This is a genomic window from Solwaraspora sp. WMMA2065 (genome assembly GCF_030345075.1).
Lineage (GTDB): Bacteria > Actinomycetota > Actinomycetes > Mycobacteriales > Micromonosporaceae > Micromonospora_E.
The window spans coordinates 5,847,548-5,861,448 of sequence record NZ_CP128361.1; the positions used below are offsets into that span (position 1 = coordinate 5,847,548).

The 13,901-nt window shown below is 70.2% G+C and carries 14 protein-coding genes, 1 tRNA gene and 1 pseudogene; 8 read left to right on the forward strand and 8 right to left on the reverse strand.

The genetic code is table 11. From position 1 onward, the window contains the following. The first annotated feature begins 38 nt into the window (after window positions 1-38). Window positions 39-875: a divisome protein SepX/GlpR gene (gene sepX / locus O7610_RS26655; protein WP_281553114.1), complete on the forward strand. Its 837-nt coding sequence runs from the start codon at window positions 39-41 to the stop codon at window positions 873-875. Between the two features lie 98 nt (window positions 876-973). Continuing rightward, window positions 974-1,050 (forward strand) — tRNA-Ala (locus O7610_RS26660). 105 nt (window positions 1,051-1,155) lie between these two features. On the opposite strand, the gene O7610_RS26665 is transcribed toward O7610_RS26660, so the two are convergent. Further along, the gene (locus O7610_RS26665) at window positions 1,156-2,259 is read right to left on the reverse strand and encodes a sensor histidine kinase (protein ID WP_289212115.1); all 1,104 of its coding nucleotides are present in this window, start codon (window positions 2,257-2,259) and stop codon (window positions 1,156-1,158) included. Continuing rightward, window positions 2,256-2,915, reverse strand: a complete 660-nt coding sequence (locus O7610_RS26670; protein WP_281553116.1) for a response regulator transcription factor — start codon at window positions 2,913-2,915, stop codon at window positions 2,256-2,258. Before O7610_RS26670 ends, O7610_RS26665 begins: the two co-directional genes overlap by 4 nt. 135 nt (window positions 2,916-3,050) lie before the next feature. Here O7610_RS26670 and O7610_RS26675 point away from each other — a divergent pair, with 135 nt between their 5' ends. Next, complete coding sequence (locus O7610_RS26675) at window positions 3,051-4,019, forward strand: S1 family peptidase (RefSeq protein WP_281553117.1); 969 nt, start codon at window positions 3,051-3,053, stop codon at window positions 4,017-4,019. Here O7610_RS26675 and O7610_RS26680 read toward each other — a convergent pair. Beyond that, entirely contained in the window at window positions 3,943-4,440 is a 498-nt protein-coding gene (locus O7610_RS26680; protein ID WP_281553118.1) for a VOC family protein, read from the reverse strand. The genes O7610_RS26675 and O7610_RS26680 overlap by 77 nt on opposite strands. A gap of 146 nt (window positions 4,441-4,586) precedes the next feature. Here O7610_RS26680 and O7610_RS26685 point away from each other — a divergent pair, with 146 nt between their 5' ends. Beyond that, window positions 4,587-5,318, forward strand: coding sequence for a helix-turn-helix domain-containing protein (locus O7610_RS26685; RefSeq protein WP_475048898.1), 732 nt, complete (start codon window positions 4,587-4,589; stop codon window positions 5,316-5,318). On the opposite strand, the gene O7610_RS26690 is transcribed toward O7610_RS26685, so the two are convergent. Further along, window positions 5,281-5,937 (reverse strand): TetR/AcrR family transcriptional regulator, encoded by a 657-nt coding sequence (locus O7610_RS26690; protein WP_281553119.1) that lies wholly within the window; start codon window positions 5,935-5,937, stop codon window positions 5,281-5,283. The two genes, O7610_RS26685 and O7610_RS26690, sit on opposite strands and share 38 nt — an antisense overlap. Before the next feature lie 124 nt (window positions 5,938-6,061). On the opposite strand from O7610_RS26690, the gene O7610_RS26695 reads away from it, so the two are divergent. From O7610_RS26695 to O7610_RS30790, 4 genes and pseudogenes are all read left to right on the forward strand, one after another. Beyond that, entirely contained in the window at window positions 6,062-7,081 is a 1,020-nt protein-coding gene (locus tag O7610_RS26695; protein WP_281553120.1) for an aldo/keto reductase, read from the forward strand. A 52-nt stretch (window positions 7,082-7,133) separates the two neighbouring features. After that, window positions 7,134-7,385: pseudogene (locus tag O7610_RS26700) on the forward strand (LLM class flavin-dependent oxidoreductase); the annotation flags it as partial. Between the two features lie 43 nt (window positions 7,386-7,428). Beyond that, on the forward strand, window positions 7,429-7,887 hold the full coding sequence (locus O7610_RS26705; protein ID WP_281553121.1) for an LLM class flavin-dependent oxidoreductase: 459 nt from the start codon (window positions 7,429-7,431) through the stop codon (window positions 7,885-7,887). Between the two features lie 299 nt (window positions 7,888-8,186). Further along, a complete protein-coding gene (locus tag O7610_RS30790) occupies window positions 8,187-8,519 on the forward strand; it encodes a zinc ribbon domain-containing protein (RefSeq protein WP_353850300.1) in 333 nt (110 codons plus the stop codon). Here the strand turns inward: O7610_RS30790 and O7610_RS26710 are convergent. The 4 genes from O7610_RS26710 to O7610_RS26725 all read right to left on the reverse strand — a co-directional run bounded on the left by O7610_RS26710 (window position 8,500) and on the right by O7610_RS26725 (window position 13,567). Next, complete coding sequence (locus O7610_RS26710; protein ID WP_281553122.1) at window positions 8,500-9,582, reverse strand: tartrate dehydrogenase; 1,083 nt, start codon at window positions 9,580-9,582, stop codon at window positions 8,500-8,502. The two genes, O7610_RS30790 and O7610_RS26710, sit on opposite strands and share 20 nt — an antisense overlap. A 117-nt stretch (window positions 9,583-9,699) precedes the next feature. Beyond that, entirely contained in the window at window positions 9,700-11,100 is a 1,401-nt protein-coding gene (locus O7610_RS26715; RefSeq protein WP_281553123.1) for an MBL fold metallo-hydrolase, read from the reverse strand. Window positions 11,101-11,291: 191 nt separating this feature from the next. Continuing rightward, window positions 11,292-12,425, reverse strand: coding sequence for a glycerate kinase (locus O7610_RS26720; RefSeq protein ID WP_289212116.1), 1,134 nt, complete (start codon window positions 12,423-12,425; stop codon window positions 11,292-11,294). 236 nt (window positions 12,426-12,661) lie between these two features. Continuing rightward, window positions 12,662-13,567, reverse strand: coding sequence for a LysR family transcriptional regulator (locus O7610_RS26725; RefSeq protein ID WP_281553125.1), 906 nt, complete (start codon window positions 13,565-13,567; stop codon window positions 12,662-12,664). Window positions 13,568-13,901: the final 334 nt, after the last annotated feature.

The window sequence follows — 13,901 nt, forward strand, 5'->3', positions numbered from 1 at the left end:
GTGCATGGGCGGCGGGTTGCCTCGGGGTGACGGGAGGGGTGAGGGTGCCGACCTCGGTGCTCCTCGCCGTCCTCGCCGCCGCCGGGCTGCTCGCCCTCGCACCGGCGCTGGTCCGCCGGTACGACGCTACCGAGCGCCTGGTGGCGGAGCGGGCGCAGTCGACGGCGCGGGTGCTGCAACGCCGCCGCCGTCGGCGCACCGTGCCCGGAAAACGGCCGGTCAACCCGCCCCGACGGCTCAGTGTGCGCCGTGCGGTCGGTCCGGAAGGTGGTACGGCGTCCGACGCCGGGTCGTTCAACGATCCGTCCGCTCCAATGCCGGCCGCCGGTCGACCAGGTGCCGGTCGACGGGGTGGCCGGCTGCGCCTCGTCCCGACCGTCGGCGTCCGACCGCGCCGTGCACCGGCTCGTCGGCACACCCCGGCGGTGGTCCGTCGACGCCGGGTCTTCGCCGCGTTGCTGCTGCTCAACCTGGTCGAGCTGATCGGCGTGCTGGTGGTCGGCCCCGGCTTCTGGATCAGCTTCGCGGTCACCGCAGTGCTGCTCGCCGTCTACCTGGTGCACCTGCGCAACCGGGCGATCGCCGAGCGCCGACGCCGTCGGCACCGCGCCCGGGAAGCGGCCTGGCTGGCCGCCCGGCAGGCCGAAGTACGCCGCGAGCAGGCCCGCCGGGCCGCCGCCCGCCGGGAGCAGCAGCGCCGGCTCGCCGCCCAGCGGGAGGTGATGCGCCGCGCCGCGATGGGCCTGGACCGGCCGCGTGACCTGCCGGCCGCGGCCAGCGGCGGCGGGGTCGGCGGGTCAGTCTCCTACCGCCGTACGGGTGGCCTGCGGGGCCGGGCCTACGAGGCCGGCCGCAGCTACGACGGCCGGTCCTGACCGGGGCTCCCGGGCGGGATCGATTCGCGCACCGGGTGCCCGACCTGTTAGCCTTGTCGCCGGTCCACTGCTGGTCTGGCAGCGGGTCACCCGATTCTGGGGCTGTGGCGCAGTCCGGTAGCGCACCTCGTTCGCATCGAGGGGGTCAGGGGTTCGAATCCCCTCAGCTCCACCACCAAGAGGCAGCAGACCAAGGGCGGGTTCTCGGGGATCGAGAGACCGCCCTCGTTTGACCACGCTGACGGTTCATCATCCACCCAGGAGACAGTCGCCGGCGGCCTCAGGCCGAGGCGGTGGGCGAGGACGCGGCGGGGAACGACACCTGGACACGAAGGCCGTCGTGGCCGGTGGACGAGGCCGCGATGATGCCGTCGTGTGCCCGGGTGATCGAGCGGGCTATCGCCAGTCCGAGCCCGGCCCCGCCGCTGTGGTCGATACGGGTCCCGGACCGGCGCCGGAAAGGCTCGAACAGGGCCGACACCTCCTCGACCGGCACGTCGTCGCCGGTGTTCGACACGACCAGGGCAGGGTCGTCACCGACCTGCACCTCGATGACCCCGCCGGGCCGGTTGTACTTCAGGGCATTCTGCACAAGGTTGGCGACCAGCCGCTCCAGCAGCACCTGCTCGCCGAGCACCGCCCGGGGCTGGAGCCGGCTGGTGATCGTGACCCCGGCTTCGGTAGCCCGCGCCTGATGAGCGTCGAGCACCGCGGCCACGATCCGGTCGAGCCGCTGTGGTGTCCGGGCGACCAGACCGCGGTCGCTCTCGCTGAGCACCAGCAGCCCTTCGATCAGGCGCTCGTTGCGCTCATTGGTCGCCAGCAACTGGGTCGTGAGGAGTTCGAGCTGCTCGGCGGTCAGGGTCCGGGCCATGCCGACCTCGATCAGTGTCCGTTGCACGGCGAGCGGGGTACGCAGCTCGTGGGACGCGTCCGCGGCAAACCGGCGTTGTGCCTCGTAGCCGACGGCTATCCGATCCATCATCTCGTCGATCGCTCGGCCCAGCTCGGCCAGCTCGGAACGGCCCGGACCTGGGCGGAGCCGGTAACCCAGATTCGTCGGTCCGACGTTCGCGATCTCGGCCGCCAGCTTCCGGATCGGCCGCAGGCACCACCGCACCATCGGGTACGCGGCGGCCAACATCACCGCCAGCGCGGCGGCGAGGGCGATCGCAGGGGGGATGCTGGGTCGCCGGAACATCTGCACACAGATGAACGAGGCATCGCTGTCCGGCGCCTGTCCCGGTGGAACGCCGCACCAATCAATACTGAAGGCCTGCCACCACGCGAGTGCCTGCCCGGCGAGCACCGGCGCGAACTGGGCCGTGAACAGGAGCACGCCACACAGCAGCAAGATCCGTCGGGTCGGTGTCCAGAAACTCATGGACCTAGCTGGTATCCGGCACGTGGCACCGTGTGGATCACCTCAGGTTCACCCAGCTTGCGGCGCAGCGTCATTACGGTCATGCGGACTGAGTTGGTGAACGGGTCAGCGTGCTCGTCCCAGGCCTGTTCCAGCAGGTCCTCGGCGCTGACGACGCCACCACCGGCCCGCATCAGCACGTGCAGAACGGCGAACTCCTTCGGAGACAGCGACAGCAGCCGACCGTCGCGGGTGGCCGTGTGCCGCATGGCGTCCAGCACGATCCCGCTGCGCTCCAACACCGGCGGCAACGCCGGGCCCGAGCGCCGGGACAGAGCCTGGACCCGGGCGACGAGCTCGGCGAACGCGAACGGCTTGGTCAGGTAGTCGTCGGCACCGAGGCCGAGACCTTCGACACGGTCGCGGATGCCGGCCGCTGCGGTCAGCAGCAGCACCCGGGTGCCGTCACCGGAGTCGACGATCGATCGGCACACCTCGTCACCGGTGTGTCCCGGCATGTCCCGGTCGATGACGGCCACGTCGTACCGGTTGACCCCGAGTCGTTCCAAGGCTCCGTCTCCGTCGTACACCACGTCGACGGCCATCGACAGCCGGCGCAGTCCTTCGCCGACCGTGTCGGCCAGCAATCGCTCGTCGTCCGCCACCAGCACCCGCACGCCGTGTCCTTCCGCTGCCCGTCCCGGCTGCCGACAGATTCGCACAACTCGGATAAAGGATGGATAAGGGCGTCGCTGACGCTCTCCTGACCACCGGGCCGCAAGCATGATCCCATCCCATGACGCTTCTCATTGGTGCCGGTGATAATTTTGCGTAGATATGTGCTGAGTTCTCTTCTGATCCTCCTGGTGGCCACAGCTGTTGTTCCCATCGGGGCCCGTAGCGCGGCGGCGATCGCGTACGGCGCGGACGCACCCGACGGGGCCTACCGGTTCTCGGTCCTGCTCACCATGACCGAGCTGCCCACCGCCGACGGTGGCACCCGGGACAGCTCGTGCTCCGGGGCACTGATCGCACCGCGTTGGGTGATCACCGCCGGGCACTGCTTCCGAGGTGACGACGGTCGCTGGGTGAGTCGCACCGTGGCCGGTCGTACCACCGCGACGGTCGGGCGCACCGAACTGAACGGTGAGGGCGGACAGGAAGTCGAGGTCATCGCGGTACACCAGGCCGAGACGAGCGACGTGGCCCTCGCCGAGCTCGGCACCGCCGTCACCGGCATCACGCCACTGACGATCGCCACCACGCCGCCGGCGGTGGGCGAGACGCTCCGTCTTACCGGATACGGACTGGTCGGCGACGGCGATGCGATCGTCCCCGCTACGCGGCTGCAGACCGGCCAGTTCATCGTCGAGGCGGTCGGCGAGACCCTGATCGAGACTTCCGGTCGGGAACCCCGTCCGGACACCAGCCCGTGCGCGCACGACTCCGGCGGTCCATACTTCCGCGAACGAGCCGATGGAACGGCCGAACTGGTGGCTGTCGTCAGCTCGGGACCGGGCTGTCCGCACTCCGGAGCGGACTTCAGCGCCCGCGCCGACAATCTCGCCGCATGGGTCGCCGACACGATGGCCGGAACATCGGATCGGGACCGGATCGTCCTCGGCGCCGCAGCTCTCCTCGTGGCCTGTTTTGCATTGGCGGCCATCACTGCACTGAGATTGAGGCGCGTCGGCCGACCGTTCCTCAGCCCTGCTGAGCGGCCCACTCGGCGACCCGGCGGGCGCTCTCGGACTCGGACAGGTCCTCGACCCGGGTCATGATCGACCAGCGCACCCCGTACGGGTCGCGGATGCTGGCGAACCGGTCACCGGAGACGAAGGTCGCCGCCGGCTCGCGTACCGTCGCGCCGGCCGCGACCGCGCGGGCCAGCGTCGCGTCGACGTCCGGGCAGTACAGGCCGATCGAGTAGCAGTCCTCGTCGCCGGCGGGCGGGGCGACCAGGCCGTACGCCGGGGACGGCTCGCCGAGCTGCAGCTGGCCGTTGCCGAAGTCGAGCACCGCGTGCACCACGGCGCCGCCCATCTCGGTCACGTCCACCACCCGGGCGCCGAACACGTCCCGGTAGAAGGCGATCGCGCCGCGCGCGTCCGGAATGGCCAGGAACGGGGTGAGGCTGGTGACGCCGTGCGGCGTACCGTTGCTGGTGTGCCGGCCGTCGGCGGCCGCGAGAGTGTCGGACATGGTCCCGACCCTAGGCAGCGGCCGGGCGGGTGGCTTGCAGATTCGCGACAGCCGGCCGGCCGGTGTCGCAGGCTCGTAGCCTGGCTGCCGTGGACCCGGCGCAGCGCGGCATTCTGTACCCGGCCCGGCTGCCGACCTTCGCCCGGCTGCCACCGCCGGAGCCGGTCGCGTCACTGGTCCGCTGGTTCTGGATCCCCGAGTGGCGGATCGCGCCGGGCCGTACCTCCCGGCAGCAGATCCTCTCGTTTCCCGCCTGCAACCTGGTAGTCGGCCCGGACGGGGTGGAGCTGGCCGGTCCGACGACCCGGGTCTCGTCCCGGGACCTGACCGGCACCGGCTGGGCGGTCGGGGCACTGCTGCGCCCGGCGGCGGTGCCGCACTTCACCTCGGACCCTGCCGCGCTGCGGGACGCCTCCCGGCTGCTGGACCTGCCCGACCTGCAGTTGCCGGTGGTCGGGGCGATGACTGGTGCCGTTGACGCGCCGCAGCGGCACGCTGGTGCGGTGGCGGCGTTCGTCGACTGGTTGAGCGCCACGGTCGGGCCGCCTGGCCCGGAGGCGCTGCTGGCCAACACCCTGGCGGAGCTCGTCGACACCGACCACTCGGTGCTGCGGGTCGAGGACGTCGCCGCCCGGCTGCACGTGTCGACCCGCACGGTGCAGCGGTTGGCCCGCCGCCACGTCGGCCTGCCGCCGTTGACGATGATCCGCCGACGCCGGCTGCAGGAAGCGGCGCACCTGCTGCGGACCGAACCGGGCACCGACCTCGCCGGTCTGGCTGCCCAACTGGGCTACGCCGACCAGGCCCACCTGGCCAACGAGTTCCGTACGGTGCTCGACTTCACGCCGAGTGCGTACCGGGGCGAAGGCCGGCGATGAGCAGGTTGACCAGGCGGCGGGCGTCGTAGCGGGGGTCGGTGTCGGCGCCGACGCAGAGATTGCCGACCCCGCGCATCAGTTGGTAGGCGTCGATGTCGGGACGGATCTCGCCGGCCGTGACGGCGGCGTCGAGCAGCTCGGTGCACACCGGGACCAGCCGGCCGAGGAAGTACTCGTGCAGCGTCTGGAAGGCGGCGGCGTCGGACTGCAACGCCCCGGCGAGACCGTGCTTGGTGATCAGGAAGTCGACGAAGAGGTCGACCCAACGGGCCAGGGCGGCGTGCGCGGTGGCGCTCTCCGCCAGCAGGGTCGGGCCGGCGTCGGCGCAGGCTTCGACCTGGTGTCGGAAGACCGCGACGATCAGATCGGACCGGGTGGGGAAGTGGCGGTAGATCGTGCCGACACCGACGCCGGCCCGGGTGGCGATGTCGCGTACCGGGACGTCGACGCCGGATGCGATGAACGCCGCCGCCGCCGCGTCCAGCAGGGCCTGCTCGTTGCGCCGGGCGTCGGCCCGCTGCCGGCGCGGCCGGTCCGGCTCGGCTTTCGGTCGCTCCGGTCCGGCTGTTGACCCCTCCGGTCCCTCCGACCTGCTGCTGTCGCCGTCGGTGTCGACCATGCGCGGTCCCTCCATTGCCCACTTGTCAACCGGAACGTTGTTCCGTATCGTCTTAGCGGAACGCTGCTCCGCTTCGCTGTCAGCGTGCCAGATCAGGCGACCCCGATCAAGGAGAAACAACGCCATGCAGTACCGCACCCTCGGCCGCACCGGCGTGCAGGCCAGCACCCTCGCCCTCGGCGCGATGAACTTCGGCGCGATCGGCGACACCAGCCAGGACGAGGCCACCGCCATCGTCGACGCCGCGCTCGACGCCGGGATCAACCTCATCGACACGGCCGACTGGTACAGCCATGGCCAGTCGGAGGAGATTCTCGGCAAGGCCATCGCCGGCCGCCGCGACGACATCGTGCTCGCCACCAAGGCCAACATGCCGATGAGCGACGAACGCAACCACCAGGGCAGCTCCCGCCGCTGGCTGGTCACCGCCCTGGACGACAGCCTGCGCCGGCTCGGCGTCGACCACGTCGACCTCTATCAGATCCACCGCTGGGACCCGGCGACCAGCGATGAGGAGACCCTGTCCGCGCTGACCGATCTGCAACGGGCCGGCAAGATCCGCTACTTCGGCTCGTCGACCTTCCCCGCCTACCGGATCGTCCAGGCCCAGTGGGCCGCCCGGGAACACCGGACCAGCCGGTACGTGACCGAGCAGCCCGGGTACTCGATCCTGCAACGCGGCATCGAGGCCCACGTCCTGCCGGTGACCCAGGAGTACGGCATGGGGGTGCTCGCCTGGAGCCCGCTCGCCTCCGGCTGGCTGTCCGGCGCGATCCGCGCCGACCGGGAGATCAGCACCAGCCGGTCCGGCAAGATGCCGCAGCGGTACGACCTGGACATCCCCACCAATCGGGCCAAGCTCGACGCGGTCGAGAAACTGGCCGCCGTCGCTGACGCCGCCGGCCTGACGATGATCCAACTCGCGCTCGGCTTCGTCACCGCACACCCTGGGGTGACCAGCGCGATCATCGGCCCGCGCACGATCGACCACCTGCATTCGCAGTTGGCTGCCGCAGACACCGTGCTGACCGCCGACGTGCTCGACGCCGTCGACGCGATCGTCGCCCCCGGTGTCGACCTGGCTCCGCATGAGAAGCACGACGCCCCGCCCGCTCTGCTCGACCCGGCGCTCCGCCGCCGCTGACCGCGTACTGGATGGACTGATGCCACCGACACCCCGGCTCAGCTTCGGGATCATGACCGCCCCATCCCAGGTCGACTACCACGACGTGTCGCGCGTCTGGCGCGACGCGGACTCGATCCCGGCCATCGAACACGCCTGGCTCTACGACCACCTCATGCCGATCTTCGGCGACCCGAGCGGGCCGACGTACGAAGGCTGGACCCTGCTCGCCGCGCTTGCCGCGCAGACCCGGCGGCTGCGTCTAGGCCTGTTGGTGACCAGCAACCGCTTCCGGCCACCGGCGATGCTGGCCAAGATGGCCGCGACCGTCGACATCGTCTCCGGCGGCCGGCTCGACTTCGGCATCGGTGCCGGCTCGCGGCCCGGTCACCCGCCGGCTGTGGACCGAGGCCGAACCGTTCGACTTCCACGGCACCCACCACCGCCTGGCCGGGGCGTACGGCAGCCCGAAGCCGGTGCAGCGCCCGTACCCGCCGATCCTGATCGGCGGACGGTCGGCGGCCCTGCTGCGGGTGGTCGCCGCGCACGCCGACCTGTGGAACATCCCCGGCGGTGACATCGCCGACGCGGCCAGCCGTAGCGCGCTGCTGGACCGCTACTGCGCCGAGATCGGCCGCGACCCGGCGACCATCACCCGCTCCATCCACCTGCCGGTCTCCTACGACCAGCCCGGCGCCACCCGGGCCGCCGTCAGCGCGGCGGTCGACGCCGGCTTCGGGCACATAGTCCTCGGCCTCTCGACGCCCTACCCACCCGACGTGGCCCGCTGGGTCGCCGACGAGTTCATCATCAGTACGCCGTCCTGAGGCTCCAGCCGGTGGCTCGGGCGCGGCGATCACCGAGGCTGTCACCGCTCGGCGGAAGTCGTCAGGGTTCTCGACCAACGGCAGGTGGCCGGACCCGGCGAGGCTCACGCGCTGACTGTCGGGCAGCGCCTCATGCAGTGAGTCGACGGCCCAGCGGGGGCGAATGTCCTCGGAGCCGTCGATGATCAGCACTGGCAGGTCGAGCGCACGGCGGGTTCGGGTGGCGGTTCGGGGAGACCTACCGGTGGCGACACCGACAGGGTGCCCGGACCGACCTCACGACGGCCGCGATCTGGTGGTTGTGGACCGCTGGTTCCCGTCGACCCGACTGTGCTCCGGACTGCGGCGCCCTGGCCGTCCGGATGCCGTTGGCCGTCCGGTCGTGGACCTGCCGGTGCGGGCAGGCCCACGACCGGGACGTCGACGCGGCCCGCAACATCCTCGCGGAGGGGCTCTCCGTGACTGCCTGTGGAGGCGGTGTAAGACCTCACCGGGAGTCCTCCTCTCGGACGGGGCGGTCGTCGGCGAAGCAGGAACCCCTGGGGCGACCCAGGGAATCCCTGTTCCTTCAGGGCGGGGAGGAAGTCAAGCCGGACCTGGGTGGCCCAGTGGTCAATCCGGTAGGTTCTTGATGATGGCTTCGGTGACAGCCTTGGTGCTGGCGCTGCCGCCGATATCCCGCGTCAGCAGCCCTTGTGCCGTGGTTGCCTCGATCGCGGCGTTTATCTTCCTGGCCTCGTCGGGCAGGCCGAGATGGGTCAGCATCATCGCTGCGCTGCCAATGGCGCCGATGGGATTGCAGATTCCCATCCCGGCGATGTCGGGCGCGGACCCGTGAACCGGCTCGAACATGCTCGGGTACCGCCGTTCCGGATTCAGATTCGCACTCGGGGCGAGGCCGAGGCTACCCGCGAGAGCGCTGCCGAGGTCGGAAAGGATGTCCGCGTTGAGATTGGATGCGACGACGACCGAGAGATCCTCCGGGTGTAGGACGAACTTGGCCGCCATCGCGTCCACAAGGACGCTTTCCGTTTCGACGTCCGGATAGTCTGCGGCGACCCGCCGGAACGTGTCGTCCCAGAGGACCATACCGTACTGCTGGGCGTTACTCTTGGTGACGCTGGCCACCTTCTTGCGGGTCCTGGTCAGAGCGAGGTCGAACGCGAACCGCATGATTCGTTCGCAGCCGACCTCGGTGAACAGGGCGGACTGGACGGCAACCTCTCCGCCCGCACCGCGGGCGGAGAGGTTGCGTCCGCCGAGGCCGGCGTATTCGCCTTCGGTGTTCTCGCGGACGACGACCCAGTCGAGCTCTACGGTGTCAGCCTTCCGTAGTGGGCTGGTGACGCCTGGCAGGAAAGTCACCGGCCGGACGTTCGCCCAATGGTCGAATCCCTGACAGATGCGCAGGCGAAGACCCCACAGGCTGATGTGGTCAGGCACCGTGGGCCACCCAACGGCACCGAAATAGATGGCGTCGAAGTCGCGCAACGTGTCCAGACCGTCCTCAGGCATCATGATCCCGTGCTCGGCATAGTAGTCCGAACCCCACGGGAACTCCGCCCACTGGAATCCGAAACGACCACCGGAGCGCCCTTCCAGTGCGTCAAGTACGTCCCGTCCAGCGGCGACTACCTCCCGACCGACGCCGTCGGCGGGAATGACGGCGATACGGAAGTGGTGCTGATTGCTCATGGCAACTCCGGCCTCGTGGTAGATGGTAGGCACAAATCAGTGAACCCGGATGCTCGATAGGCGTCCAACACCGCTATCCGATCGGATGCATTGGTCCAGCCTATGATTCCTGCTGCACTACGCCTCGCAGCTGTGGGTGTGCTCGGCCGTCATGCGCTGCGTACCGGCGAAGGCCTTGACGGTGCGGGGCCGCCCCAACTTGATCCGGTCGAGGGCCTTGATCCTGTCCTTCTTGCTCCGATCGCGCCACGTGTCGTCGTCGGTGTCGAAGGAGAGCGGCTGCAGGTAGTCCACAGGGTCGATGACCCACCGCACGTGCGGCCGGTCGGCATCCGGCACACCCATGAGGTTCATCTGCTCGAGGTAGCCGGCGTACACCGCCAGGGAGCAGCCCTCCCGAGTCCGGGTGCCCGACGTCAGGTGGTTCGGCACGTAGATGCGGGGACGGACGATCGACTGGTAGTGGATGAGGTCGCGCAGACCGTTGTTGGTGTAGTTGGCGGTCGATGCCGTTGCCAGATGCAGGTCGGTCTGGGGCAGCAACGCGAGGCGGCCCCGGATGCGCTCGCCATCCTCGGGGGTGCCGGGCCAGCCGTTGCCGATGCCCTCCTTCAGCGCGCCTGCGGTGTTCTGCCACCCGAAGCTGAAGTTGCTGCCGTGCCGCAAGGTGATGTGGAAGTAGATACTCACGGTGCCGCCGGAGCCGCCGCCGGTGCGCAGGTTCATCTGCCCGGGCTGCGGGTTGGACCCCGGGGTCAGCGAAGTCCCCGACGGAAAGAGGGCCGAGTCGCGCGGGTCGACGAGAATCTCGGTACGCGGCGGCGGGTACTCCGGGTCCTGCGGCACCGCGACCGAGTGCAGGTGCCGGAAGGCCACCACCTGAGCGAAGGGTTCGAGTACGTCGAGCCGGACCATCTCGGTACCGGGAACGGAGTCGGCGCTGGTGACCGGCACGGTCCGCAGGACGGCGTCAGAGGGGATCCGGGTCTGCGGATCGGTGTTGACCAGCGGGTCAGCCTTCAGCCGAGCGAAGTCGGCGGCCAGCACGGCGCAGGTCTCCTCCGAGGCGTAGATGGTTGCACCGGTCATGGCCGCGATGTAGGCCGCGTTGTCGGCATGGTCGCCGTGCCCGTGGCCGAGCAGAACAGCGTCAGGCCGGGCATCGACGAGGTCGGCGATCACCAGCGGAGTACGGCCACGCTCCACCTCCAGCCGGCTGATGAACGTGTCGAGGTACAGCAGGCGGCCGCCGACCGCGACGGCGAACGACGAGTTGGACAGCCACGATGCGACCACGCGTTCCTCGGGCAGGGCGCCGGTCTGAGGGTTGACGTTCTCTGGGCCGAAGAGCCGCAGCCGGGCAGCGATGCCGGCGTCCGAGAGGCGCCTACCGCCGCCCTTGGACGGGCTCCAGCCGGTGCCGAGCTTGGTCGCCAGTGCCGGTTCAGTGACGATTGCCGAGCCGACGGCGGCGCCCGACAGCGCGGTGGCCGAGGCGAGGAACAACCTTCGTTTCATCGGATTCCTCTCATTGCCTGGTGCAGGCATGGAGTAGGGACGGGGTGCGGGGACGGGGTGCGGGTCGGAGCTGAGATCGACTCACTCAACCAATGTGATCGTCGCCACGTCCAAGACCGGTGTCCTCTCGACGCGATAGCGCGGCCCTATGGGTCGTCGCGACGTGCGTCGAGCCGGCACCGGCTTCAACGTCAACCGGTGAGATGGTCCAGGGCTATCCGTCGTCCGATATCGGTGAGCAGCTCAGCGGCATTCGACTGGCATCGGTCGAGGTCGGGGTCGATACTGGTGAGCGGGTAGGCACCGGCAAAGCCGGCGGCAGCGAGGTCGGCCGCATCGAGCGTCGACTGGCCGGCCACCGCGACGACCGGCACACCTGCGGCGTGCGCCGCTGCCGCAACCCCCACCGGAGTCTTTCCGGCCAGGCTCTGCTGATCGAGGCGCCCCTCTCCGGTGACCACCAGACGGGCGCTGGTCAGGGCCGTGGCGAAGTCGGTCAGGTCCAGGAAGACCTCGATACCCCGGCGAATGGTCGCACCGAGTGCCAGGGCGGCGAATCCGACGCCGCCGGCGGCCCCAGCCCCGGGCGCTGCGGCCAGCCCCGCACCGGCTGCCTGTCCGACTGCTGTGGCGAACCGGCTCAGAGCCTGCTCAAGCAGGTTGACCTGCGCGGGGTCGGCACCCTTCTGCGGTCCGTACGTGGCGGCCGCGCCTCGGCTACCAAGCAGGGGATTGTCAACGTCGGCGGCCACCGTCACCGAGACGCCACGCAACAGGTCGTGCACGGGATTCAGGTCGACGGAGGCTACCTCGGCGAGCCGGCGACCGCCGCGCGGAATGTTCTGCTGATCGCGGTCGAGCACCCGGGCGCCCAGCGCCTGCAGCAGGCCGGCTCCACCATCGGTGCTGGCGCTGCCACCCAGGCCGATGACGAGGTGACGGCAGCCGCTGCGGACCGCTGCGACGATGACCTGCCCGAGTCCGTACGACGAGGCGTCCAAGGGGGCGGGAACGCCGTCGGGTAGCTGGCTGAGCCCGCACGCGTCGGCGAGCTCGACGACCGCCACCTCGCCGCGGACCGCGTAACTCGTTCGTACGGTCTGGCCGGTCGGTCCGTCGACCTCCACCGGAACCAGGTCGAAGCCGACATCTGACAGGAGCGCGACGGTGCCGTCGCCGCCATCGGCCATCGGGCGGCAGTCGACCTGGACGCCGGGTCGGACGGCCCGTAGCCCGGCACGCAGCGCCAGAGCGACGTTCGTCGCGTCGAGTGACCCCTTGAACTTGTCCGGTGCCACGAGACACGTCGTCCTGGTGGTGGGCATGTCGGCCTCCCGCTGCTGGTGGACAGGGCTGCCGGGTGGACCGGAAGCCTCACCAACCTTGGGCGGGCCCGGGTGCGGCGTCCAACACGCACGATCTACCCCTCTCATAGGTGCGGCCTATGAGATCGGCTGGATGATCCGGCACCTGGCGTGCGGGCATGGCGGCCGGGTCGGGCACCGCGCTGTTCAGCGCGTCGGTGCGGGCGTCGACGGGCCGCACACGGCGGCCTGGTCGGTCAGGCCGCCGGCTGGTCGAGCCGCTCGTCGCGGTACCTCCGGGCGATGTCGATGAATGCCCGTGCGGCGGGCGTCAGCTGGGTGCGGCGACTGACCAGGACGATCCGCAGGTACGCCGTGGGGCGGATCGGCAGCACGTCCGCCCCGGCCCTGATCGCGAGATCCTTCCACGCGGCGGGCAGGATCGCATCGGCCACCCCGGCGAGGACGAGGGGAAGGATGGACGTCCGGTGGGCGACCTCGGCGACGAGCCGGGCCTGACTTCCCTGCGCCAGGATGTGATCGACGAGCTGTCGCATGAGGGAACCGGGCTGGGAGGCGATGAGCCGGTGTCCGTCGAAATCGTCGGCGGTGACGTGGTCGCGGCCATGGAAAGGGCCACCGGGAGCGGTGAACAGCATCAGTGGCTGGTTCTCCAGGGGCACGACGTCGAGCTCGGCGACCCGGACGATGTCGGGCGCGCCGAGCAGGCCGATCTCGACGGCACCGGTACGCACCGCGTCGATCACCTCGTCCGGTACGAAGGCGGCGTTGACGCTGACAGTGACGTCGGGATGAGCGGCGGCGAACCGCTGCATGATCGGTGCCAGGGGCTCGATGCCGGCGGACGGCATCGAGGTGACCTCAACCCGGCCTCGGGCCACCCCCTTGATGGCGTCGATGGTGGCCTGTGCGGTCGCCAGGTCGCGGATGACCTGCCGGGCCGGACCGATCAGCTGCTTGCCGGCGTCACTGAGCACCACGCCGCGTCCGACCCGGTGGAACAGCGCGACGCCCAGCTCGCGCTCCAGTCCGGCGATGGCCTGTGACAGTGACGGTTGCGCGATGTAGAGCTTCTCGGCTGCCTTGCCGAAGCCTTCAGCGTCGACGACTGCGAGGAAGTATCGGAGCTGGCGGGCGTCCATCGCGCGTCAGCACCGGCTGCCGGTACGGGTCTGGGGCAGCTGAGGGTGCCTCCCGGTCGGTGCCGCCCTTCTCCGGCTGCGATCTGTCATGCGCGCGCACCCTTCGCTGATTCTCATGATCAGATCGGCCTGACCTGGCGATATGCAACCAGGTGGCGGCCGATAGGTCCAGACCCCGTTCGGGATTCGTTAGATAGGCGCTGGCTACGAGTGGGAAGTGTCGACCGAGGGTAGCGGGCGACGGCCGATCGAACGCCGCAGCCACGTCCGCGCCGCCACGAGCCGTACGGTTTCGGCGGGAACCGGCAGGTGGCCGCGCCGAAACTGCCGTTCC

What these genes read in the sequence shown, in the direction of transcription:
- O7610_RS26715 (WP_281553123.1), bottom strand. Translation starts at nt 11,100, where the DNA reads ATGAAACGAAGGTTGTTCCTCGCCTCGGCCACCGCGCTGTCGGGCGCC.
- O7610_RS26665 (WP_289212115.1), bottom strand. Translation starts at nt 2,259, where the DNA reads ATGAGTTTCTGGACACCGACCCGACGGATCTTGCTGCTGTGTGGCGTG.
- O7610_RS26720 (WP_289212116.1), bottom strand. Translation starts at nt 12,425, where the DNA reads ATGCCCACCACCAGGACGACGTGTCTCGTGGCACCGGACAAGTTCAAG.
- O7610_RS26725 (WP_281553125.1), bottom strand. Translation starts at nt 13,567, where the DNA reads ATGGACGCCCGCCAGCTCCGATACTTCCTCGCAGTCGTCGACGCTGAA.
- O7610_RS26680 (WP_281553118.1), bottom strand. Translation starts at nt 4,440, where the DNA reads ATGTCCGACACTCTCGCGGCCGCCGACGGCCGGCACACCAGCAACGGT.
- O7610_RS26695 (WP_281553120.1), top strand. Translation starts at nt 6,062, where the DNA reads ATGCAGTACCGCACCCTCGGCCGCACCGGCGTGCAGGCCAGCACCCTC.
- O7610_RS26690 (WP_281553119.1), bottom strand. Translation starts at nt 5,937, where the DNA reads ATGGTCGACACCGACGGCGACAGCAGCAGGTCGGAGGGACCGGAGGGG.
- O7610_RS26710 (WP_281553122.1), bottom strand. Translation starts at nt 9,582, where the DNA reads ATGAGCAATCAGCACCACTTCCGTATCGCCGTCATTCCCGCCGACGGC.